General features: G+C 51.3%; 20 protein-coding genes and 3 tRNA genes. 9 read left to right on the top strand and 14 right to left on the bottom strand.

Features of this window, described 5'->3' with window-relative positions:
- Window positions 1–134: 134 nt before the first annotated feature.
- Window positions 135–1,799 carry an asparagine synthase B gene (gene asnB, locus H1D31_RS09660; RefSeq protein WP_008983755.1) on the bottom strand — a complete coding sequence of 555 codons (1,665 nt, stop codon included), beginning with the start codon at window positions 1,797–1,799 and terminating at the stop codon, window positions 135–137.
- Window positions 1,800–1,951: 152 nt separating this feature from the next.
- Here asnB and H1D31_RS09655 point away from each other — a divergent pair, with 152 nt between their 5' ends.
- From H1D31_RS09655 to H1D31_RS09630, 6 genes are all read left to right on the top strand, one after another.
- Window positions 1,952–2,770: a DUF3025 domain-containing protein gene (locus H1D31_RS09655; protein WP_261258110.1), complete on the top strand. Its 819-nt coding sequence runs from the start codon at window positions 1,952–1,954 to the stop codon at window positions 2,768–2,770.
- A 12-nt stretch (window positions 2,771–2,782) separates the two neighbouring features.
- Window positions 2,783–3,583: an ABC transporter ATP-binding protein gene (locus H1D31_RS09650; RefSeq protein WP_008951827.1), complete on the top strand. Its 801-nt coding sequence runs from the start codon at window positions 2,783–2,785 to the stop codon at window positions 3,581–3,583.
- Window positions 3,583–4,785 carry an ABC transporter permease gene (locus H1D31_RS09645; RefSeq protein ID WP_261258107.1) on the top strand — a complete coding sequence of 401 codons (1,203 nt, stop codon included), beginning with the start codon at window positions 3,583–3,585 and terminating at the stop codon, window positions 4,783–4,785. Before H1D31_RS09650 ends, H1D31_RS09645 begins: the two co-directional genes overlap by 1 nt.
- A gap of 93 nt (window positions 4,786–4,878) precedes the next feature.
- Window positions 4,879–5,085, top strand: a complete 207-nt coding sequence (locus H1D31_RS09640) for a bacterioferritin-associated ferredoxin (RefSeq protein ID WP_008951828.1) — start codon at window positions 4,879–4,881, stop codon at window positions 5,083–5,085.
- A 133-nt stretch (window positions 5,086–5,218) separates the two neighbouring features.
- Window positions 5,219–6,112 carry an aspartoacylase gene (locus H1D31_RS09635; RefSeq protein ID WP_261258104.1) on the top strand — a complete coding sequence of 298 codons (894 nt, stop codon included), beginning with the start codon at window positions 5,219–5,221 and terminating at the stop codon, window positions 6,110–6,112.
- A gap of 138 nt (window positions 6,113–6,250) precedes the next feature.
- On the top strand, window positions 6,251–6,967 hold the full coding sequence (locus H1D31_RS09630) for a substrate-binding periplasmic protein (protein ID WP_261258102.1): 717 nt from the start codon (window positions 6,251–6,253) through the stop codon (window positions 6,965–6,967).
- Window positions 6,968–7,015: 48 nt separating this feature from the next.
- Here the strand turns inward: H1D31_RS09630 and gloA are convergent, their stop codons facing one another.
- The 12 genes from gloA to H1D31_RS09570 form a co-directional block, all read right to left on the bottom strand.
- The gene (gene gloA / locus H1D31_RS09625) at window positions 7,016–7,417 is read right to left on the bottom strand and encodes a lactoylglutathione lyase (RefSeq protein WP_261258100.1); all 402 of its coding nucleotides are present in this window, start codon (window positions 7,415–7,417) and stop codon (window positions 7,016–7,018) included.
- A 9-nt stretch (window positions 7,418–7,426) separates the two neighbouring features.
- Window positions 7,427–8,059, bottom strand: a complete 633-nt coding sequence (gene nth, locus H1D31_RS09620) for an endonuclease III (RefSeq protein ID WP_261258097.1) — start codon at window positions 8,057–8,059, stop codon at window positions 7,427–7,429.
- A gap of 12 nt (window positions 8,060–8,071) precedes the next feature.
- Window positions 8,072–8,767, bottom strand: coding sequence for an electron transport complex subunit E (locus tag H1D31_RS09615; RefSeq protein WP_008608215.1), 696 nt, complete (start codon window positions 8,765–8,767; stop codon window positions 8,072–8,074).
- Window positions 8,764–9,396, bottom strand: coding sequence for an electron transport complex subunit RsxG (gene rsxG, locus H1D31_RS09610; RefSeq protein ID WP_261258092.1), 633 nt, complete (start codon window positions 9,394–9,396; stop codon window positions 8,764–8,766). Before rsxG ends, H1D31_RS09615 begins: the two co-directional genes overlap by 4 nt.
- The gene (gene rsxD / locus H1D31_RS09605; protein ID WP_008608217.1) at window positions 9,393–10,460 is read right to left on the bottom strand and encodes an electron transport complex subunit RsxD; all 1,068 of its coding nucleotides are present in this window, start codon (window positions 10,458–10,460) and stop codon (window positions 9,393–9,395) included. The genes rsxG and rsxD overlap by 4 nt, the downstream gene beginning before the upstream one ends.
- Window positions 10,457–12,697, bottom strand: a complete 2,241-nt coding sequence (gene rsxC / locus H1D31_RS09600) for an electron transport complex subunit RsxC (RefSeq protein WP_261258089.1) — start codon at window positions 12,695–12,697, stop codon at window positions 10,457–10,459. Before rsxC ends, rsxD begins: the two co-directional genes overlap by 4 nt.
- Window positions 12,698–12,703: 6 nt before the next feature.
- A complete protein-coding gene (gene rsxB / locus H1D31_RS09595; RefSeq protein ID WP_261258086.1) occupies window positions 12,704–13,255 on the bottom strand; it encodes an electron transport complex subunit RsxB in 552 nt (183 codons plus the stop codon).
- Window positions 13,252–13,836, bottom strand: a complete 585-nt coding sequence (rsxA, locus tag H1D31_RS09590) for an electron transport complex subunit RsxA (RefSeq protein ID WP_008608221.1) — start codon at window positions 13,834–13,836, stop codon at window positions 13,252–13,254. Before rsxA ends, rsxB begins: the two co-directional genes overlap by 4 nt.
- 121 nt (window positions 13,837–13,957) lie before the next feature.
- On the bottom strand, window positions 13,958–15,886 hold the full coding sequence (locus tag H1D31_RS09585; protein WP_083216232.1) for an EAL domain-containing protein: 1,929 nt from the start codon (window positions 15,884–15,886) through the stop codon (window positions 13,958–13,960).
- Window positions 15,887–16,025: 139 nt separating this feature from the next.
- Window positions 16,026–16,102: transfer RNA gene (locus H1D31_RS09580), tRNA-Asn, on the bottom strand.
- 31 nt (window positions 16,103–16,133) lie between these two features.
- Window positions 16,134–16,210: transfer RNA gene (locus H1D31_RS09575), tRNA-Asn, on the bottom strand.
- A gap of 21 nt (window positions 16,211–16,231) precedes the next feature.
- Window positions 16,232–16,308 (bottom strand) — tRNA-Asn (locus H1D31_RS09570).
- A 570-nt stretch (window positions 16,309–16,878) separates the two neighbouring features.
- Here H1D31_RS09570 and H1D31_RS09565 point away from each other — a divergent pair.
- The 3 genes from H1D31_RS09565 to H1D31_RS09555 all read left to right on the top strand — a co-directional run bounded on the left by H1D31_RS09565 (window position 16,879) and on the right by H1D31_RS09555 (window position 21,116).
- A complete protein-coding gene (locus H1D31_RS09565; protein ID WP_409976778.1) occupies window positions 16,879–18,183 on the top strand; it encodes an MATE family efflux transporter in 1,305 nt (434 codons plus the stop codon).
- 8 nt (window positions 18,184–18,191) lie between these two features.
- Window positions 18,192–20,207: an excinuclease ABC subunit UvrB gene (uvrB, locus tag H1D31_RS09560; RefSeq protein ID WP_261258077.1), complete on the top strand. Its 2,016-nt coding sequence runs from the start codon at window positions 18,192–18,194 to the stop codon at window positions 20,205–20,207.
- Window positions 20,208–20,327: 120 nt separating this feature from the next.
- A complete protein-coding gene (locus tag H1D31_RS09555; protein WP_261258074.1) occupies window positions 20,328–21,116 on the top strand; it encodes a putative porin in 789 nt (262 codons plus the stop codon).
- 55 nt (window positions 21,117–21,171) lie between these two features.
- Here the strand turns inward: H1D31_RS09555 and H1D31_RS09550 are convergent, their stop codons facing one another.
- Window positions 21,172–22,449 (bottom strand): acetyl-CoA hydrolase/transferase family protein, encoded by a 1,278-nt coding sequence (locus H1D31_RS09550; RefSeq protein ID WP_261258072.1) that lies wholly within the window; start codon window positions 22,447–22,449, stop codon window positions 21,172–21,174.
- Window positions 22,450–22,460: the final 11 nt, after the last annotated feature.

The raw sequence follows: 22,460 nt of genomic DNA, 5'->3' as shown, positions 1-22,460 counted from the left end.
TCGGATGACAATTCAAGTTTTGCGGTGCTAGTGGCAACAAAAAACCCGGCGGACCGGGTTTAGATTGTTAGTGCTTGGCTTTCGCTGCGCTCTGCTTTGTCAGCGCTTGGCTGGGTCTACACTTGGCTGTGCGGTTAATAACCCTGAGCGTGTACATCGCGCACGGCACGACCAGACGGATCCGTCAGCTCGGCCATTTTGGCATCCCAGGCCAGAGCTTCCGGCGTAGAGCAGGCGACGGATTTACCGCCCGGTACACAAGCAATGGCGCCAGCATGCGGGAAGTGCTCTTCAAAGATCACCCGATAGTAATAGGCTTCTTTGCTGTCCGGCGTATTGACCGGGAAGCGGAAGCTGGCAGTCGCCATCTGCTGATCACTGATCTCTTTCGCGGCATGGGCTTTCAGGCTGTCGATCCAGTTATAGCCAACGCCATCCGAGAACTGTTCCTTTTGCCGCCATAGAATTTCATTCGGTAATAAGCCATCAAAGGCCTGACGCAGGATATGTTTTTCCATCTTACCGCCACCGCACATCTTCGCTTGCGGGTTTAAACGCATCGCCACGTCCATAAATTCCTTATCCAGGAAGGGCACCCGGGCTTCAATACCCCAGGCTGACATTGCTTTGTTGGCGCGGTTACAGTCGAACATATGTAAGCGCTCCAGCTTACGCAGCGTCTCTTCGTGGAACTCTTTGGCGTTGGGCGCTTTATGGAAATACAGATAGCCGCCGAAGATTTCGTCCGAGCCTTCGCCCGATAACACCATCTTAATGCCCATGGCTTTGATTTTCCGGGCCATCAGATACATCGGGGTCGAGGCACGGATGGTGGTAACGTCATAGGTTTCTAAATGATAAATCACATCACGCAGCGCATCTAAGGCTTCCTGCACACTAAAATGGATGGTGTGATGCACAGTACCGATGGCGTCTGCAACTTTTTGTGCGGCCGCCAGATCCGGTGAGCCGGGCAAGCCAACGGCAAAAGAGTGCAGCCGTGGCCACCAGGCTTCGCTTTGATCATCATCTTCCACCCGGCGCTTGGCAAATTGCTGGGCAATGGCCGAGATCAGCGACGAATCCAGACCTCCGGATAACAGCACACCATAGGGCACGTCTGACATCAGGTGGGTTTTGACACTGTGCTCCAGCGCGGCTTTTAACTCCGCCTCGCTGGCCGGGTTATCTTTTACCGCGTCAAACTGCATCCAGTCGCGCTGGTAGTATTTACGCAGTTCGCCAATTTTGCTGTCAAAGTAATGACCTGGTGGGAATTCTTTAATTTGCTTGCACACCGGCACCAGCGCCTTTAACTCTGACGCTACAAACAACTGACCATGCTCGTCATAGCCATAGTACAGCGGAATAATACCAATATGATCACGGGCGATCAGGTAGCGGTCTTGTTCAGCGTCATACAGCACAAAAGCGAACATGCCATGCAGGCTGTCGATAAACTCAGCGCCATGCTCTAAATACAGCGGTAGAATAACCTCACAATCCGACTTAGTTTTAAACGGATAGGGCGTGGCCAGGTTTTTTTCCAGTTGTTTGTGATTGTAGATCTCGCCATTCACTGCCAGAATGTGATTTCGATTATCATTAATGAGGGGTTGTGCACCATTTTCAGTATCTACGATGGCCAGGCGCTCGTGCACCAGAATGGCATTGTCGTTATTCCAGATCCCGGACCAATCCGGGCCACGATGACGTAATAACTTAGATAACTGCAGCGCCTGCTGGCGCAATGCTTTAACATCGGTTCTGATGTCAAGCACCCCAAATATCGAACACATGATAACCTCTGATAATCAAATTAATAACACATAGTTTGGCAGTATGTACGTCTAAACGTACCCCCTGACTGTGCCATGCCCGCTTAAAATTGCAAGTGCTTTTTGGGCTGCTGGGCGAAATTTATCACTGCTCCGATTACTGAAAGTCAACAATGCTGAAAAATTCATCAAAAAGCCGTTTTACCCCACCTACTGACTGGTCAGCCGCCTTACTAACGGCCAATCCAATCTTTACTGATTTGTTGGCGCGTTTTCCATTGCAGAACCAGAGTCATTGGCCTGAACCGGCTCAGCTCAATAACTGGCGGAGTCATACCGACTTTAGCTTTGTTGAAAATGCCTTACTGGAGCAAGATGGCCGTTATTATGAAGACTTTATTTTTGCTACCCGGCAAATTCCGACCCGGGCAGCAAACTGGCATGACTTTTTTGGGGCGCTGATTTGGTGTTTGCTGCCCCGCAGTAAGGCGCTGTTAAACCAACTGCATATTGCGGAAATGGCTAGACATGGTCAAAAACAGCGTACGCCGCTGCGCAATAAGCTAACGCTATTTGATGAGTGCGGTGTGGTACTGTGTCTGGAACCCTCAGCCCTGGCACATGCCGGCTTACTGCGCGATCACCAGTGGCAACAAAGTTTTTGGCTGCAGCGAGCTGACTGGTGGCAGGGTGTGCGGCCGCTGATCTTTGGTCATGCCATCTATGAAATGGCGACTGCGCCCTTTCTGGGACTGACGGCCAAAGCGGTGTTTATCGAGGTGCCTGCTGGCTTTAGTCAGTGGTCTTTAACAGATGCTTACACTTTTCTCGATGAAAAGCTGGCGCTGCAAATTGCTAACAATCACTTACTGCTTGATAATCTGCAGCTAACACCGCTACCCTTGCTGGGGGTACCAGGCTGGTACGCTGCAAATCAACAGGCGGAGTTTTATGCAAATACGGATTATTTTCGTCCACGTAGAAGGCCATAACAGGACAGGCAGATGATTGAAATAAAAAATCTGGCCAAGGCATTTGCCCTTGGTAAAGGCAGCAAGTTATCCGAGACGGAAAAGCAGGATGTGCGTTATGCCGACAAGGAGTTCCGCTCAGTACGGGATGTCAGTTTTCATTGTGGGCAGGGTGAAGTATTGGGTTTATTAGGCCCTAACGGCGCCGGTAAAACCACCACCTTGCGGATGCTCTCTACGGCGCTGAAACCGGATGCTGGCTCGGTACTGATTAATGGTGTCGATGTGCTGCGCGAACCGGTCAAAGCACGCAAGCAAATCGGCTTTTTATCGGCCGATACCGGCCTGTACGGCAAGCTGAGTGCCTATGAAAATATTGCCTATTTTGGCCGCCTGCACGGGATGAAAGAGGCCGCATTAAAACAGCGTATTGATGAGCTGTTCACTATGCTGAATATGCATGACTTCGCCAGCCGCCGTGCTGACAATATGTCGACCGGTATGAAACAAAAAACTGCCATTGCCCGCGCCGTAGTGCATTCACCAAAGGTAGTGATCCTGGACGAACCCACCACCGGCCTGGATATTATGACGGTACAGACTGTACTGGATTTTATTAAAGGCTTAAAGCAAGCCGGTACACCGGTGATTTTCTCCACTCACCATCTGGATGAAGTAGCCAGCTTATGTGACCGGGTGGTAGTAATTGATAAAGGGATCAGCGCATTTTCCGGCGATCTGGCGGAATTTAAAGCCCTGGCGCCGGCTGGCGATTTACGTGACGCCTTTTTAAGCGTGCTAAAACAACAACCCCGCGAGCAAGGAGCAGCCTGATGTGGCAGGTTTATTTAAAAGAATTAACTGAACTGATGCGTGATCGCAAAACCCTGATTTTTGTGATCTTACTGCCAATCTTTATTTTTCCGGTGATTTTCGGCGTGATGGGGTTGGTGCTATCGTCTACCACGGCCAAAGCGATGCAGGAGCAACACAAATATGTGATTGTGAACGGCGAACAAGCGCCGGAATTCGCTGAAACCTTGTTTTACCATAAGAACTTTAAGCGGGTTGAGTCGGCTCTGACCGCACCGGAGGATCTGATTGCCGCTATCCGCGCTGGCGAGTTTGCCGTGGCGGTGGTGATCCCGGATGATTTTCAGGCTAAACAAAATGCGGTGGAACAAAGCCAGTGGCAGCTGATTTATAATCAGTCCAGTCAGCTGGATTTTATGTCGCGTTACTTTAACGAATTACTGGAAAACTATACCGGCCAGCTACAGCGCCAGTCTTTATCTGCGCTGGGGGTCGATCCGGTAAAACTGACCGCTATTTTAAAACCGGTGTCAGTACAGAAAGTCGATACGGCCGATAAACGCGAAAATATCGGTGAGAAGTTTGGCGCGCTGATCGCCTATATCCTGATCCCGCTGTGTTTGCTGGGCGCTTCCTATCCCGCTATTGATATGGGCGCCGGTGAGAAAGAGCGCGGTACCCTGGAAACGCTGTTGATCTGTCCGGTTAGCCGCTCGGCCATTGTATTGGGTAAATTCTTAACGGTACTGACTACCGGTCTGGCCGGTGCACTGATTACCGTCGCCAGTTTCGGGATCTGGGGTGCCGTTATCGGATCCTTTGCCGGTTTTGCCGTGGTGCAGGAGGCGATGGGAGCGATCGCGACCGTCGAGCTGCTGCTGATCTTCCTGATGATCGTGCCCACCTCAGCCATTTTTGCCTCTTTGTTGTTGGCGATCTCTATTTACGCCAAAACCTTTAAAGAAGCGCAGAACTATATGAGCCCGTTGTCAATTCTGATGTTTGTGCCGCTGGCTGCCGCCATGATGCCAGGGGTAGAGCTGACCACCAAGACCGCGATGATCCCGGTGATGAATGTGGCACTGGCCATTAAAGAGCTGATTAAGGGCACCGCTGATGGCAGTATGATTGCGCTGATTTTCGGAGCGACAGTGGCGTTGGCCGCTGCCTTGATTGCGTTCTGTGTGCACTGGTTCCAACAGGAAAAGGTGCTGTTCCGGTAACAGTAGACTTTTTATCCATCAGCATCAAAAAGCTATTGATAACGATTCGCAATAATATTATTATGGCGCAGTTTTCTGAGAAGAGGCTGCGCCATGTTTGTTTGTATTTGCAAAGCGGTAACGGATAAAGCGATTAAGCAAGCGATTGCTGATGGTGCTGAGTCTATGCGTGATTTAAAGGCACAGCTGGGCGTAGCGAGTCAGTGCGGTAAGTGCGTATGCCAGGCACAACAGATCCTACATAATGAGCTGGTGAAACAGCAGCAATTAATCGATAGTCTGGCCAAGCCAGCAGCCTGAGCCATAATTAAACTGCAGTCTCAGCCTTTTAGTTATTCTCATTCTGGTTAAACAGCGCCATAATAAACCCTGATTTTACTCAGGGTTTTTGTTTTTTAGTTACAGACATTTTATCGGTCGTCAGGAGTAGCAAATGGATCAGATCAAGCAGGTTGCGATAGTCGGTGGTGTGCATGGTAACGAGTTTTCCGGCATCTATCTGGTAAAACAGTATCAGCAGCAGCCAGAGCAGGTCCGTCGTTGCAGCTTTACTACCGAAACCGTTTGGGCCAATCCGGAAGCGCACTATGCCAATAAAAGGTATCTGCACAGCGATTTGAACCGTCAGTTTAAAACTGTCGATCTGGCCAATCCCAATCTCTGCAATTACGAGCAAAGCCGCGCCAAGGTGCTGAATGCGCAACTGGGGCCCAAGGGTAATGCCCGCACTGATCTGCTGATTGATTTACATAATACCACCAGCAATATGGGCGCCTGCTTAATCCTGACCCAGGCCGGCCCGTTTTATAATAAGCTGGCTGCTTACGTCAAAATGAAAATGCCGGAAGCCATTATCTCGCGTGATGAGGATCATTTTGCCGCTGAAGAGCATGCGCTGATGTGCACACTGGGGCGTTATGGTGTGCTGGTCGAGGTTGGGCCGCAGCCGCAATCGGTGTTGCGACAAGACGTGCTGGAGCTGATGCATCGGATGACGCAGCATATTCTGGATTTTGTCGAGCTGTACAATAACAATGCCTTGCCGGTACTGCCAAAACAAACCGAAGCTTTCCGCTACTTGCACAGTATCAAGTTACCCATGAACGAGCATGGTGAGCGCATTGGTATGGTGCACAAAAATGTGCAGGACCGCGATTATCAACCGATTTACCCCGGTGACCCGCTGTTTACTCTGTTTGATGGCACTGTCGTAAAGTACGAGGGCGAGCAGGTGGTGTATCCGACCTTTATTAATGAGGCGGCTTATTATGATAATAATCTGGCGATGTCGCTGAATGAAAAAGTACTAATTGAACTCGACAATTAGCCAGGGTTTCTTGCACTATACTCTTGAGGTCAAATTGGTTACAGGATGTACTGGATGCGGCTGCAAATACTTTTAGTTCTGTCAAGCTTGCTGTTTTCTGCCCGCACACTTGCTGAACCTGCTAACGAAATTGTTTTTTTGACTGAACATAGTATGCCGGGTATCTATCTGGATGAGCAGGGACAGGTAGCTGGGCCGACAGTTGAGTTAGTAAAAGAATTAAACCGGCGTATGGAGCAGGGGGGATATTACTATTTGATGCCTTGGGCCAGAGCGATGCAAAGGGCACAACAAACGCCCCGCTCTGTATTATTTGAAACAGTACGTAACGAGGAGCGTGAAGCGCTCTTTAAGTGGGTGGGGCCGGTCAAATTTTATGATATGCAGCTTTATGGTCCGCCACAGTTGGCGGGTTTGGGGTTGAGTTCGACCGAGCTGAGCCGGCGTCATGTTGCCTGTGGTTACCGCGGTGCCTCCTACCACAGTGCTTTGGAAGCAATGGGGTTTAGCGAAGAGAACAATCTGGTATTGATCGCCCGGGCCGGTGATTGTATCCAGATGCTAAAGCTGGGGCGGGCGGAGCTAACACCCTTAAACCGGTTAAGATATGGCGAGCGCTTTAGTGCTTTTGGCGTTGAGTTAGTGCCGTTGCAACCCATCCGTAATGTGGAACTGTATCTGGCTTTTTCGCTGGACTTTAGTGATGAAGAAATTCAGCGTTGGCAATATCAGTTGGATCAGATGTTTTTAGATGGCACGGTGCGCCGTCTTTATCAGCAAGACTTTCCGGAAGAGTTGATCAACAGGTTAGAGCAGGCCGCGGCAAAGTCCTTGCAACGGCGTGGTGCCAACTAGCCCGATACTACTTCGGTTCTCGGCGCTATAGCGCTGTTCGGCTGTGGGTTATAGCGTGGTGTAGCTGGCTTTTTTCTGGATCAGCTCGATAGCATAGTTATCCGGATCCCTGACAAAAGCAATCTCTGTGGTCCCCCCCTTTACCGGTCCGGGTTCACGGCTAATTACACCGCCCTTAGCACGGATTTTGTCACAGGCCTCATAAACATTATCTACTTCCAGCGCGATATGACCAAAAGCAGTGCCCAGCTCATAGCTCTCTACCCCCCAGTTATAGGTCAATTCCAGCACCGCATTACTGCTTTCATCACCATAGCCAACAAAGGCCAATGTATATTTATACTCAGGGTTTTCTGACTGACGCAGCAGCTGCATCCCCAGCACTTCAGTGTAAAAAGCGATCGACCTTTCCAGGTTACCGACCCGTAACATCGTATGTAACATACGCATGCTTAACTCCTATTCGGTTTTTTCTTTAAATTCACACAGATCTTCGATTAAACAGCTGCCACAGCGCGGTTTTCGTGCCACACAAGTATAGCGGCCATGCAGGATCAGCCAGTGGTGGACGTCCAGCTTAAACTCGGCCGGTACTACTTTAAGCAGCTTCTGCTCAACTTCGTCGACATTCTTACCGGGTGCTAGCTTGGTGCGGTTACTAACCCGGAAAATATGGGTATCCACTGCTATCGTCGGCCAGCGAAAGGCAGTATTTAATACGACATTAGCTGTCTTACGGCCGACACCCGGCAGTGCTTCCAGTGCCTCGCGATCCTCGGGTACTTCGCCGTTGTACTGTTCCACCAGGATGCGGCAGGTTTTAATCACATTCTCGGCCTTCGTATTAAACAGGCCAATGGTTTTAATATAGTCCTTTACGCCATCAACGCCCAGTGCCAGCATCGCAGCTGGCGTACGCGCTACCGGAAACAGTTTACGGGTGGCTTTATTGACACCGACATCGGTGGCCTGCGCCGAGAGCAAGACCGCAATCAGTAACTCAAAAGGCGAGCTGTACTCGAGCTCAGTAGTCGGGTGAGGATTGGCCGCACGCAGGCGGCTTAACATAGCAATACGTTTGGTTTTATTCATGCGTTGTTTGTCTTATTGCACCGAGCCGGTAACCCGGGCGCGGGCAATACTGCCTTTTTCAATGATCTGCCGCTTAGCCAGGCGCTGGTCAATACTGTTCTTTAACGCAATCAGCAGCCCCATACCAATAAAGGCGCCTGGCGGCAGCATCGCCAGTAAGAAATGATTGTCGCTGTGAAATACTTCAATCCGCAGTACCCTGGCCCAGTCGCCCAACAATAGCTCAGCACCGTCAAACAAGGTGCCCTGACCCAACAGCTCGCGCATGCCGCCTAACACCAGTAATACCAGTAAAAAGCCGAGCCCCATCATCAGCGCATCAATAGCGGACGGTAACACCGGGTTTTTCGACGCAAAGGCTTCGGCGCGGCCGATAATGGCGCAGTTGGTAACAATCAGTGGAATAAAGATCCCCAGTGATTGATAGAGCCCGAAGGTAAAGGCGTTCATCAGCAGCTGCACCACTGTCACAAAGCTGGCAATAATCAGTACGAAAATTGGGATCCGGATTTCGTTAGGTACGTGTTGGCGCACCAGAGATACCACGATATTCGAGCCCAGTAACACCAGTAGCGTTGCCAGGCCCAGCCCCAGCGCATTGGTTAGGGTACCTGTTACCGCTAACAGTGGGCAGAGCCCGAGTAACTGCACCAGGCCAGGGTTGTTTTTCCATAGCCCCTGCAGGCTAAGCTCTTTAAATTGACTCATGGCATGACCTCACAATTTGCCGTGGCGTCTGCCAGTTCCGGGTGTTGTTGCACGAAGCGGGCGGTGCGATAGATGGCATTGATCACCGCTCGGGGGGTAATGGTCGCGCCGGTAAACTGGTCAAAGTCACCGCCATCTTTTTTTACCGCCCAACGTTTGGCATCGGCCTCGGTTGCGCTCTGGCCGCTAAAGGCATAAATCCAATTATTGCGACGGCTCTCAATTTTATCACCCAGCCCCGGTGTTTCCTGATGGTTCAGTACCCGGCTGCCCAATACTTCGCCGTCAGGTGTTACTGCAACCAGTAAATCGATATTGCCGCTGTAACCGTCCGGTGCTGTCGTTTCGACAATAAAGGCTTTTAGTTGTTGCTGAACGCGCCAACGGTATACCGCCTGTGCTGTGCTGCGCCCCAGCGCCTCAGGTGCCGTTACCTGGACACAATCGGCCAGTAGGGTGCGGACATCGGCTGGCTCGGGCAACACCTCCTGCAGGGTATTCATCCGGCTTAACAGCTGTTGTTCGGCAATGCGCTCTGCCGTGAGCTGATTTATGGTACCAAGAATAGCCACACAAAGCAGGGCGACCAGTGCCAGGATCAGGGCATTTTTACTGATAAAGCGGATCATTTCAGGTTCCGTTTTGCTTTGTGGCCATAGGTGCGGGGCCGGGTATAATAATCAATCAAGGGGACGCTCATATTGGCCAGCAGCACTGCGAAGGCAAAGGCATCCGGATACCCGCCATAGCTACGGATCAGGTAGACCAACAGACCAATTAAAGCGCCATACCAGAGGCGGCCTTTATCGGTAGTAGAGGCTGAAACCGGATCGGTGGCAATAAAAAAAGCCGCCAGCATAGTCGCGCCGCTAAACAGATGGAATAGCGGGCTTGGGCTGGCACCGGCTGAACCCAGCCAGAATAACAGCGAAGGCACGGCCAGACCTGCCAGCACGGCTGCAGGAATACGCCAACTGATCACCTTTTGTTGGATCAGTAGCAGTCCGCCCAGTAAGTACGCCAGATTCACCCATAACCAGCCGGCACCGGCAAAGCTATAAAATACCGGCCGTTGTAAGCTTTCTGCCAGCGTCATCCCGGCCGCGAGATCCTGACGCAAACTATCCAGCGGCGTCGCTTGTGTACTGCCATCAACGCCTTGTTGTAGCTGCGACAAACTAAAGCCACTGCAGCTGTACTCGGTAAACACCATACAAAACGCATCGAGCGGGCTGAGCGCGACCGGTTGTAAACTGACCGACGGCAGCCACTGCGTCATCTGCACCGGAAAAGAAATAAGCAGCATGACATAGGCGGCCATCGCCGGATTAAACAGATTATTACCCAGGCCACCATACAGCTGTTTCACCATCACAATCGCAAAGGCCGTACCTATCACAATCAGCCACCAGGGCGCATAGGGCGGTATTGCGATCGCCAGCAGTACCGCGGTTACCAGGGCACTATGATCAAGCAGGCGCGGCAATACCGCTTTCTGGCGCAACCGGAGGATCAGGGCCTCGCAAAGCCAGGCGGTACAAATAGCCAGCAGCAGTTGCACCAGCACACCGTAGCCGAAAAAGACTGCCTGAACTGCGATACCGGGCAGGGCAGCCAGCGCCACCCATTGCATCAGACTGCTGGTGGTGCGTTGGTTATGGTGGTGTGGTGAGCTGGCTATTTTAAAGCTCATTCTGTTTTACTCTCTTCACTGTCTCGTTGTTCACTGTGTTGCTGCTCAGTAGTCTGCTGCTCAATACTCTGCTGCGCTTTACGGGCTTTGGCGCGGGCCAGGGCGGCGGCGACTGCGGCTTTACGCGGGTCGTCATTGCCGGCAGCGTCAGGCTGTATCGCAGTATCAGCTGCCTGGCGCTGCTGCTCTGTGGTCACAGGGATGTCTGCCACATCAGGCTTAACTATGGCTGTTTCTTGTGCCGGCGCTGCCGATTGCTTTGCTTTGGCTCTGGCCAGTGCTGCGGCAATAGCCGCTTTACGCGGATCTTCAGGCTTCGCAACTGCATCTGCGGCCACAGGCTCTGTTACTGTTGTTGCTGCGGTCGCTGTTACTGATTGTTTGGCTTTGGCTCTGGCCAACGCTGCAGCAATAGCGGCCTTGCGCGGATCTTGCTGTTCGGGTTCGGCAGCGATGGCAGAGGGTTCTGCCATGGTGCTATTGGTCTGCCCTGCTTGTCGGGCTTTGGCTCTGGCCAGGGCGGCGGCGACGGCAGCGGCTTTATTGTCCGACGAGCCGTCAGATGTGCTGACCGGCGTGCGGTCTGCCACACTGGCTGCGGCTGCAGCCTGTTTCTGCGCCTGATATTCGCGGGCTTGTTGTTTTTTCAACTCGCGTTCGGCCAGAATTTGTTGATGATCTTTGGCGCTATCGGTTGCCTGCAGCGCTGCTTTTTCCGCTTGTTGAGCTTTAACCCGCGCCAGAGCTTCGGCAACAGCCTGGTTTTCATTCGGTTGCGCCTGCTGTCTGGCGGCCGCCAGTTGCTGATTGCGCGCCAGGCGCTGCTGCTTTTCCTGCTCCAGCCGGGCATTGCGGGCTTCAAAGCGGGCTTTTGCCTGCTCGGCTTTTAAGGCTTCGCGTTGTTGCTCACGGATCTCGGCCTTGGCCACGCGGTAATATTGCACCAGTGGAATTTCACTGGGGCAAACGTAAGCGCAGGCACCACACTCTATACAGTCAAACAGGTTGTATTCCTGCAGCTTTACCGGATCCCGGGCCTTGCTGTACCAGAGCAGCTGCTGGGGTAATAGTGTAGCCGGACAGGCATCCGCACATTGGCCGCAGCGGATGCAGTCGAGCTCAGGGCCATTATCCGGTAATTCGTCACGGGTTGGTGCTAAAATACAGTTAGTGGTTTTTACAATGGGTACCGCCAGATCTGGTAGCGTAAAGCCCATCATCGGGCCACCCATAATGACTTTCTGCTGAGCTTCGCTTTGAAAGCCACAAAAATCCAACAAGGCACTGACAGGAGTACCCAGCAGTGCCAGCACATTTTGCGGCTGGCGCAGCGTTTCGCCGGTAACCGTAACAATACGCGAGATTAACGGCTGATCATCCAATACCGCCTGGGCAATGGCAAAGGCGGTGCCGACGTTTTGCATCACAATGCCGATATCAGCTGGCCGGCGGCCGGCGGGAACCTCTTTATTGGTGAGCAATTGGATCAGCTGCTTTTCACCGCCAGAAGGGTATTTAACCGGGACTTCCCGTACATAGTAGTGTTCGCGTTGGCTGCAGGCGGCCTTCAGGGCGGCGATTGCAATAGGTTTATCCGCTTCAATCCCAATCAGTACCGCCTTGGGGTTTAGCAACTGACACAGAATATCAATACCTTTGACGATGGTGGTAGGTGCTTCCTGCATCAGGGCATCATCGGCGCTGATATAGGGTTCGCACTCAACGGCATTAATAATCAGATAATCTACCGGCTGCTGCATTCCGGCTTTTAAATGCGTTGGAAAGCCTGCGCCGCCCATGCCGGCAATACCGCTATCCTGGATCCGCTCCAGTATTTGATGCCGGCTGCTGGTGGCAATATTCAGTGGCCGCCGCTCGCGCCATTCGTCTTTGCCATCCGGTACTAATACTATCACTGGCTCCGGTAAGGCTGAAGGGTGAGCGCTGGTATGCTGGCTGATACTATGAATAACACCTGAGGTTGGCGCATGTACCGGCACCGCCATAGAATTATCGGCGCTGGTTAAGGCTTCACCCTTGAGTACCCGTTGTCCGACAGCGACAATCAAACGGCCGGCAACACCAATATGCTGACGTAATGGCAGATAGAGCCGGTCTGGCAGCGGTAACTGCGCCACCGGCTTACTACTGGTTTGACTTTTCCGTACCGGCGGATGGATGCCACCGTGAAAGTCCCACAGGGTGCCGGCCTGAATTTGCTGAAATAAGGTTGGCAAATGTTGTTACTCCACCATCTTAACCGGTATGGCCTGCAGATCCCATTTCCAGCGCTCCACAGAGTCGGCAACAGGGATCATATCAATACAATCTACCGGGCAGGGTTCAACACAGAGATCGCAGCCGGTACATTCATCGGCAATCACCGTATGCATTTGTTTTGACGCGCCGACGATGGCATCAACCGGACAGGCCTGAATACATTTGGTACAGCCGATACATTCATCTTCACGGATAAAGGCCACCCTTTTGATGGCAACTTCCTGCGCGGCATTCAGCGGTTTGGCTTCTACCCCTAATAGATCCGCTAATTTTTTAATGGTTGCCTCACCACCGGGGGGACATTTATTAATGTCATCGCCATTGGCGATGGCTTCAGCATAAGGTCGGCAACCAGGGTAACCACACTGTCCACATTGGGTTTGCGGCAGAATATCATCAATCTGCTCTACCAGTGGGTCGCTTTCGACTTTAAAGCGGATTGCTGCATAGCCGAGCAGTGCGCCGAAAATTAAAGCCAGGGTACCTAACGCCAGTAATGCATTGAATAAGGTCATAGCGCTTTCACCAGACCACTAAAGCCCATAAAGGCCAGCGACATCAGACCGGCGGTAATCATCGCAATGGCCGCGCCTTTAAAGGGTACTGGTACGTCAGCGGCGGCCAGCCGTTCACGCATGGCAGCAAACAGGATCAGCACCAACGAGAAGCCGACTGCCGCACCAAAACCATAGAGGGCGGAGTTAATAAAATTATGCCGGGCGTTGACGTTTAATAAGGCGACGCCAAGCACCGCGCAGTTAGTGGTGATCAACGGCAGGAAGATGCCCAGTAAACGATATAATCCCGGGCTGGTTTTATGCACTACCATCTCCGTAAACTGCACCACCACCGCAATCACCAGAATAAAACTCAGAGTGCGTAAATACAGCAAGCCCAAAGGCGCCAGTAAATAGCTGTCGACCAGATAGCTGCAAATCGAGGCCAGGGTTAACACAAAGGTTGTCGCCAGCGACATACCAATAGCCGTCTCCAGCTTACCAGACACCCCCATAAAGGGGCAGAGGCCAAGAAATTTGACCAGTACAAAGTTATTCACCAGTACTGTGCTGATTAACAGCAGCAAGAATTCAGTCATAAGGGTAAAGTACTCAGCATAGGGCCTATATTATGCAAGCTTGGGCTAAGGCTTACAACCTGATAAAACAAAGGGTTTTACCTTGCAGTAAAACCCTGGTTGTAAAGCAATACAGACTGGACTACAAAGGTTGCGGCTTGCCGATGTAGTAACCCTGGGTGCCATCGATAAACAGCGACTCCAGCATATGTTTTTCTTCCTGAGATTCAACACACTCGGCAAAGACGCCGACACCGATACGGTGTGCCAGGTCGATCATCAGGCGCATAAAGTATTGATTGTTTTTGTCGTTATCAATATGACGGGTATAGCTACCGTCCATTTTAACGTAATCCGGTTTCAGGTCACGGAAAAACTTGAAGGAAGTGATACCAACACCGAATTTCTCTACGGTGATCCGGGCACCGGCGCGGTGCACCATATCGATAAAGCGTTTACTGGTTTTCAGGTTCTGCTGCAGACCAAATTCGGTCACTTCAAATACCAGCCGTGAGGCAATATTGGCATCCTTTAACAAACGCCGCTCTAGCCAGATATTAAATTGGTCATCGTGGACAGTACGTGGGGACAAGTTAATACCAAAATACTGGTCTTGCATACTGCGCTCTTTGATTGTCGTCAGCGCGGTCTCAATAATCATCCGGTCAACTGAAATAATTTTATCCAGTTTTTCTGCCATCGCTAAAAAGGATGCGGTAGGTAAAATCTGATCTTCGTGCGTTTTAAAGCGCACTAAAATCTCGGAGTAGGCCTTGGCCGCGCGACTGGAAGGCTGAATGGTTTGCACTAACAAGCTGATTCTGCTGTTCGCTAACACCTCTTCAATCACATTGCGCCAGTTCTGGTTGCCGTAGCTGTTGCTGGCATTTTCCAGACCACTGCTGTCTTTCTGCAGATGCCAGGCGTTAGGCTGTTTGGTTTGCGCCAGGCTAATCGAGGTATCGGCTGTTGCCAGCAACTCCCCGAGCGGTTTCCCGGCTTCGTAACTCACCAGGCCGGTATAGGCAACAGACTCCAGCTCCGCCAGCTTCTGGAACTCGTTAAAACGACTTTGCAGCTGCAGCGCAAAATTCTCCGCTTCTTTTGGCGTGACATGAGGTAACAGCAAACCAAAATCGGAGCTGTTCAGCCGATATAAACGCGCATGCTTATAGGTTGCGATGGTTTTCTTGATAATTTCCGCGACCTGGCTGACATAGTTGTCACCTTCCTGGAAGCCCCGGCTCTGATTAATACTCTGTAATTCGGTACAACGGGTAATAGCAAAAATGCCAAATTTATTTAAGTCTTCGTTTTGGCTAAGTTCGTCATAGCCTTGAACAAAGCGATTACGGTTCGGCAGGCCGGTTACCGGATCTTTATAGGCTTCCTCGGCAATTTGCTGAGCGTCGGCTGTCATTCTTTCATATTGCTGGCGGGTGTGTTGTGCCAGGCGCTGTAAAGCCTGAGCAAGATCAGAAAACTCCGCCGGGAGCTTCCGAAAGGCATGAACATCCGGTTGCTGTTGATTCAGGAAGCCTTCGATTGCCTGATTCACGGCCGCGCTGGTGCGAGTGTATTTTCGCTCCAGGCTACTTTTCACAAAAAACACGGGCACCCAGCCTAATAACAGTGGCAATACCAGCAGTAGCCAGAAAAAGCTTTGTAGTGGCGCCAGAATTTGCTGCGGGTTTAACTCAAAGCGTACCACCAGCTCTTGCGCTTCATCTCTGACATACTGTGACGCAAAGTTATGTCCGGTCAGATTTAATAGCGCATGCAGCAGACTGGATTGACGTTGAGGGTTGTTATACTCGTAAAGAATAGTGCCATCAGTTTTGCTGATCTGCAGACTGTTTAACGGGAAACTGCGTTCAACCTGACGGCTGAGTGCTTTACCATCTACGCCCACGTGTGAGATCAGCACCTGTTCCATGGCGAGCTTGGTTTGTACTTCCTGTTGCTGCAGTAAATTTTTACTCTGGTGTAAGAACGCAATCATTAAAAGCAGGATTAACAGCAGGGCAGAGACAAGTTGCGCGATAAGCAGTGTACGAAAATTTTTGATCATGCTAAGCCACCTTCAGAGCCAAGTTCCTGTGCGCAGGTCGGGTATTCCTTAATCACTTATATTAAAGCAAAAAAAACCTTAAAAATAAATAAATAACCAAAAAGGCTGATTTACGCGATGAGTGACACAGAAAAGAATGTGGCTCCCCAGACTGGACTCGAACCAGTGACCTACGGATTAACAGTCCGCCGCTCTAACCAACTGAGCTACTAGGGAACGATAAGTGCCTTTACGGCTGATAGTGAAGTGGCTCCCCAGACTGGACTCGAACCAGTGACCTACGGATTAACAGTCCGCCGCTCTAACCAACTGAGCTACTAGGGAACAAAAATGCTGTTGAGGAAGTGGCTCCCCAGACTGGACTCGAACCAGTGACCTACGGATTAACAGTCCGCCGCTCTAACCAACTGAGCTACTAGGGAACAGCATTCAACGGGGCGCAATACTAATGCCAGCACATCAGCCTGTCAACACTTTGACTGCGGGATTTTCAGCACAAAGGTTCACTTGCATAGAGTTTCGCCATTATGCTGCTTTTGACAGCATTCTTGGGCACCAGAATGGTGTGATTTTCAGAAAAGACAACCGCTGCTACAGATAAATTTGTTGTGCAGCGCTCGCCGGTAAAGGGGTGGCAAAAGTTACTCACAGAAGCTGTGGATAACTCTGTGAGTTATCAGTTATCTGTTGCAGCCAAGCCTTGATTCTGCTGCGTTTGGCTGCGGTCAATAGCTTTGCGGTAAAAAATTATGTCATTAAAAAACAATAAGTTATTCTTTGTGACTTCAGGTTGGAGGTGGATGATTAGCTGATTGTTGGTTAAAGCGGCGATTTGCCGCTATTGTGCACTTTTTTGCTTTTTGTCGGTCGTAACGCTAATACGGGCATGGTGCTGGACGGCGAACTTAACTACAATAGAGCGCCCTTATCCCTCAGTGTATAAAATGTCAGAAAGTCGGCTTCAATCTCAAAATCCGCTATTAACAGCTGCTATGTCGCCTTTGCTGCAACGCCTGACCTGGCCGGTACTGGGCGGTATGCTGACGATGATGAGCTTTAATCTGGTTGATACCTTTTTTATCAGCTTATTAGGTACCGCACAGCTGGCGGCGATCAGCTTTACCTTTCCTGTTACTTTTTTACTAATCAGCCTGGCAATAGGTTTAAGTATCGGTACTTCAGCCGTCATTGCGAAGGCGCTGGGAGCCGGTTTAGCTGATACGGCTAAAGAAGACAGTCTAGCTGCTTTATGGTTAGGTGCCGCGCTGGTTAGTGTGCTGGCGCTGATTATCGCCTTTTACCTGGAACCATTATTTAGTTTACTGGGCGCCACTGACACGACGTTGCCGTTTATCCGGGAATATATGCTGATTTGGCTGGCAGGTTCAGTGCTGCTGGTTACGCCAATGATTGGTAATGCTATTTTGCGCGCAGCGGGCGAAACCAAGATCCCCAGCTTAGTGATGGCGATTGGTGGTTTGGTCAATGCGGTGCTGGATCCCATCCTGATCTTCGGTTTAGGCCCGGTGCCAGCCATGGGTATGCAGGGGGCGGCACTGGCGACCGTGTTCTCCTGGTTAACGGGTTTTATTTTTATTATTTATTGGCTGGCAGTGAAAAGAGGTCTGCTTGATCGTTTCTATTTGCCGCTATCGCTAGCACTGCCGATCTGGCGGCGCATCTTGCATATCGGTATGCCGGCCGCTGTGGCAAATATGCTGACGCCGATAGCTATGGCGATACTGACGGTAATCATTGCGTCCTATGGTCCGGAAGCGGTCGCTGCGCTGGGGGTTGGTATGCGGCTGGAAAGTATTGCCTGTCTGTTGGTGCTGGCGCTCTCGATGACCTTACCGCCGGTTGTCGGGCAAAACTTCGGTGCCGGCTTGTTGGGGCGGGTGCAACAAGCCTACTTTACGGCTTGCCACTTTGTTTTAAAGTGGCAAGCCGGCGTCTTCCTGTTACTGGCGCTGCTGGCTTATCCGATAGCGGCCTTGTTTACCCAGGATCAACAGGTTGCGACCTATATCCGCTATTTTATCTGGTCATTACCGCTAAGTTATGGCATGCAGGGCGTAATCATCTTAACCAACTCCTCGTTCAACGCTTTACATTTGCCAGCGAAAGCAATGATATTGAGTTTGGTGCGGTTTTTTGTCTGTTATATTCCGCTAGCCTGGCTGGGAGCAAAAATCGCTGGGGTGCCAGGATTATTTATCGGCGCTATGGTTGGCAATTTACTGACCGCCAGTCTGGCCTATTATTGGTTTAAGCAGGTTATACAACGTTATCAGTAGGGAATTATATGTCGCGCGCTTTTGAACTTGTATCCGACTATCAACCGGCCGGCGATCAACCTGAAGCCATTCGTAAATTAGTCGAGGGTCTGGAAGACGGACTGGCGCATCAGACCCTGCTTGGGGTAACCGGCTCCGGTAAAACCTTTACTATGGCCAATGTGATTGCCAAAGTAGGGCGGCCGACGCTGATTATGGCGCATAACAAAACCCTGGCCGCGCAATTGTATGGCGAGATGAAGGCGTTTTTCCCACACAATGCCGTCGAATACTTTGTCTCTTACTACGATTATTACCAACCTGAAGCCTACGTACCCTCGACAGATACCTTTATTGAAAAAGATGCCTCGATCAATGAGCATATCGAGCAGATGCGGTTATCCGCCACTAAAGCGCTTATGGAGCGCCGCGACGTAGTGATTATCGCATCGGTATCCGCGATCTATGGTCTGGGGGATCCCCAGTCCTATATGCAAATGTTATTGCATCTAAAGCAGGGCGATATCGTCGATCAGCGTTTTATCCTGCGCCGTCTGGCGGAGCTGCAATATACCCGCAATGATCTGGCCTTTGAACGCGCCACTTACCGCGTGCGTGGTGAAGTGATCGATATCTTTCCGGCGGAATCAGATGATATTGCGGTAAGGGTTGAGCTGTTCGATGAAGAAATTGAGCGTATCAGCTTGTTTGATCCCCTGACCGGCGCCGTTGAAAAAATTGTCACCCGTTTTACTGTTTATCCGAAAACCCACTATGTGACACCGCGGGAGACTATTTTAGCGGCGGTAGAGCAAATTAAAGTGGACTTATCCGAGCGGCGTCAGGAGTTACTGGCGGCCAATAAACTGGTGGAAGAGCAGCGCTTGGCACAGCGCACCCAGTTTGATATCGAAATGATGGTCGAGCTGGGTTATTGCTCGGGTATTGAAAACTATTCGCGCTATTTGTCTGGCCGGGAGCCCGGCTCGCCACCGCCAACGCTGCTGGAATATTTCCCGGGTGATGGCCTGATGTTTATTGATGAGTCGCATGTCACCATTTCACAAATTGGCGCCATGTATAAGGGCGATCGTTCGCGCAAAGAAAACCTGGTGAATTATGGTTTCCGGCTGCCTTCGGCTCTGGATAACCGGCCGCTGAAATTTGAAGAGTTTGAAATTATTGCACCGCAGCGGATCTATGTGTCGGCAACACCAGCGGCCTATGAGCTGGAACACTCCGCTGGTGAGGTGGTAGAGCAGGTGGTGCGACCTACCGGCCTGGTAGATCCGGAGATTGAGATCCGGCCGGTGGCGACCCAGGTCGATGATTTGATGTCGGAAGCGATGCAACGGGCAGAGCGAAATGAGCGGGTACTGGTCACCACCTTAACTAAGAAAATGGCCGAGGATTTAACTGAGTATCTGAGCGAACATCAAATCAAAGTGCGTTATTTGCATTCAGATATTGATACCGTCGAGCGGATGGAAATTATCCGGGATTTACGGCTGGGCGTGTTTGATGTGCTGGTGGGTATTAACCTGCTGCGGGAAGGCCTGGATATTCCGGAAGTGTCGCTGGTGGCCATTTTGGATGCCGATAAAGAAGGGTTCTTGCGCTCAGAACGCTCGTTAATTCAAACCATCGGTCGGGCGGCGCGTAACCTGAGTGGCCGCGCCATCCTGTATGCTGATCGCATCACCGACTCCATGCAGCGGGCTATTTCGGAAACGGAGCGGCGGCGGGCCAAACAGCAAGCCTTTAATGCCTTGCACGGTATTGCCCCGCAAGCGATTAAAAAGAAAGTGGCCGACGTGATGGATCTAGGGCAGGCACCTCAGCAAGGGGACACTAAACTCAGGCAGGTGGCGGAGCAAAGCCGGTTGCGGCAGGGCAAAACGCCGTATCAGTTACAGGCGGAAATTAAGCAACTGGAGCAAAAAATGCTGCAGCATGCCCGCGATCTGGAGTTTGAACAGGCGGCGGCGTTGCGGGATCAGATCCACCAATTAAAGCTAGTATTGCTCGAATTACCGGCAGATTAAGGTGTGATTGCTTAAAGTCTAAACGTTTTCATAGGGTTATTCAGTTTTCATTAAGTTGCAACGCCTAAGATGCGCTCAGTTGCACGAAACCAACGGAAAACTGACTAAGTGAGGTCATCTATGAAACGTACTTTAATCGCAACCGCCTTATCTTTGTGCTCTGCCGGCGTACTGGCCAATAGCTTCCAGCATCAGACTAATCTGGACTATCAGTGGGGCGATATCCTAAATGCCGACCTGCGCTCTTACAATTTGTCACACCAGTTCTATTTAAACCCGGTGCAGGCTGCCAACAATATGCCACTGGCAGAAGCTGGCTTTTTAAGCCGTAGCAGCAGCCTGCTGTTTGGCTACAGCTATAACCAGTTCGACTTTGGTAATCTGGGCAAAACCAGTTTAAGCGGTTGGAGTCTGGGTGGTGAATACCGTGATGTTAACCATAACTTCTATGCCAGCTTATTATGGACTGAACTGAACAATAGCGATGATCGCGTGGGTCAGGCAAGTCTGGGTTATTACCTGGATCCAAGCTGGTTGCTAAAACTGGATGTAGAACACCTGCGTCCTGATGGCGATGGCAGTGTTACCCAGTACGGGGTAAGCACCAAAAAGTTAATGACGCTGGCACATGGCGATTTTATCAGTGTTGAAGCCAGCTATATGGATCAGGCCAATAGCTCACTGGGCCGTTTCGGTGTCGCGGGTGATTACTATTTCGGTCGTAACCTGTCACTGGGACTGGCGTACGACTGGACCAGCAAGGGCGTATTTGATTCTGAGTCTGATGCCTTTACGGTTCGCGGTCAGTGGTATGCCATGCCAAATCTGGCGTTACGCGCTGGCGTGACCTTTGATAGCCTGGAAACCGGTGATGATCTGTACCATCTTGGTGCCAGCTTCCGCTTCTAAGCTGCTAAACCTTTGTTGCTGATGTTAGGGGCCATGCTGGCCCCTTTTTTACGTGCTATACCGATAAACCCCAATCATCGCGGGCTTGTCGCGCCAGGGTTTCCTGAAATTGTGGCGCTGCTATTGCGATCAGCGCTTTTGCCCGTTCGGTTAAACTGCGGCCACGCAACTGGGCGATGCCGTACTCCGTCACAATATAGTTGACGTGGGCACGGGTCGTCACCACACCAGCACCAGGAGCCAGCAAGGAGCTAATGCGGGAAACCTTGCCAGCAGCGGCGGTAGCGGGCAGGGCAATGACCGCCCGGCCACCTTCAGACAGACTGGCTCCGCGGACAAAATCCATCTGTCCACCGACACCGGAATAAATTTTAGTACCGAGCGAATCGGCACAAACCTGACCGCTAAGATCAACCTGCAGCGCACTGTTAATCGCCACCACTTGCGGGTTTTGGCGGATCACCGCGGTATCATTGGTATATTCGACATCCAGGAACACTACTTGCGGATTGTCATCGACAAAGTCATACAAGGCTTGTGAGCCCATCGCGAAGGTTGTGACAATTTTCCCGCGATGTTTCTTTTTATTTTGATTAGTAATGATGCCCCTTTCCAGCAGCGGTAACACGCCATCGGAAAACATCTCGGTATGTACACCCAGCTGCTGATGTGAGCCCAGACAGGCCAGGGTGGCATCCGGGATAGCACCGATGCCCATTTGTAAACAGTCGCCATCGCGGATCAGGCTGGCAACGTGCTGGCCAATTTGCCGGGTCACCGGATCCAATTCTGCCGGCAGATGCAGCGGCATCGGTGCACTAAATTCGACATAGCGGTCTATTTGACTCAGATGAATAAAAGAATCGCCATGGGTTCTTGGCATCTGCGGATTAACCCAGGCAATCACTTTTTTCGCCATTTGTAAGGCCGCCCGGGTGGCTTCGACCGAAATGCCCAGGCTGCAGTAGCCATGTTTATCCGGCGGTGAAACCTGAATCAGCGCAGCATCTAACGGTTGTTCACCACTTCTAAACAACTTCGGGATTTCTGACAGAAATAACGGCACGTAGTCGGCCTGACCGCACTGGATAGCACTGCGGGTACTGCCACCGACAAAGAAACAACGTTGTCGCAGATGGCCCTGTAACGCCGGGTCGCACAGCATATCACTGTGTTCGGTATGCAACTGCAACAACGTCAGATTACGATAACGGGGGGCGATATTCGCCAAGCCCCGCAACAAAAACCAAGGGGTGGCGGCCATCGATTGGCACCAGATTTGATCATGATCGGCGAGGATACTTAAAGCCTGTTCGGCGGTTTCGCAGCGCATAGGGTCTCCAC

The organism is Alishewanella sp. BS5-314 (assembly GCF_025377695.1).
In the GTDB taxonomy this organism is placed as follows: Bacteria; Pseudomonadota; Gammaproteobacteria; order Enterobacterales; family Alteromonadaceae; genus Alishewanella; species Alishewanella aestuarii.
The sequence above is the reverse complement of the archived record's forward strand: the minus strand, read 5'-3'. Positions and strand labels throughout refer to the sequence as shown.